Annotated in this window: 1 protein-coding gene; it reads left to right on the forward strand. The window is 58.4% G+C overall.

From position 1 onward, the window contains the following. Positions 1-226: response regulator transcription factor (locus G5A07_RS21875; RefSeq protein WP_191864032.1), on the forward strand; the 226-nt coding region annotated here is incomplete at both ends.

The following is a 226-nucleotide window of genomic DNA, read 5'->3' on the forward strand; positions in this document are numbered from 1 at the left end:
GGTGCTGATAGCGGACGACCATGCCGTCTTTCGTGAGGGATTGGGTCGGATCCTGAGCGATGCGAGCGATATCGAGGTTGTCGGCGAGGCTATCGATGGTGCATCCACCATTGATCTGGTGCGCAATACACCGGCCGACGTCATCGTGTTGGACTTGTCGATGCCCGGCCGCAGTGGCATTGACCTGATCGCCCAGGTTCACAGAGACGTTCCGCAACTCAAGATC

This window comes from Stenotrophomonas sp. AS012628 (assembly GCF_010608305.1).
GTDB classification, from domain to species: domain Bacteria; phylum Pseudomonadota; class Gammaproteobacteria; order Xanthomonadales; family Xanthomonadaceae; genus Stenotrophomonas; species Stenotrophomonas geniculata.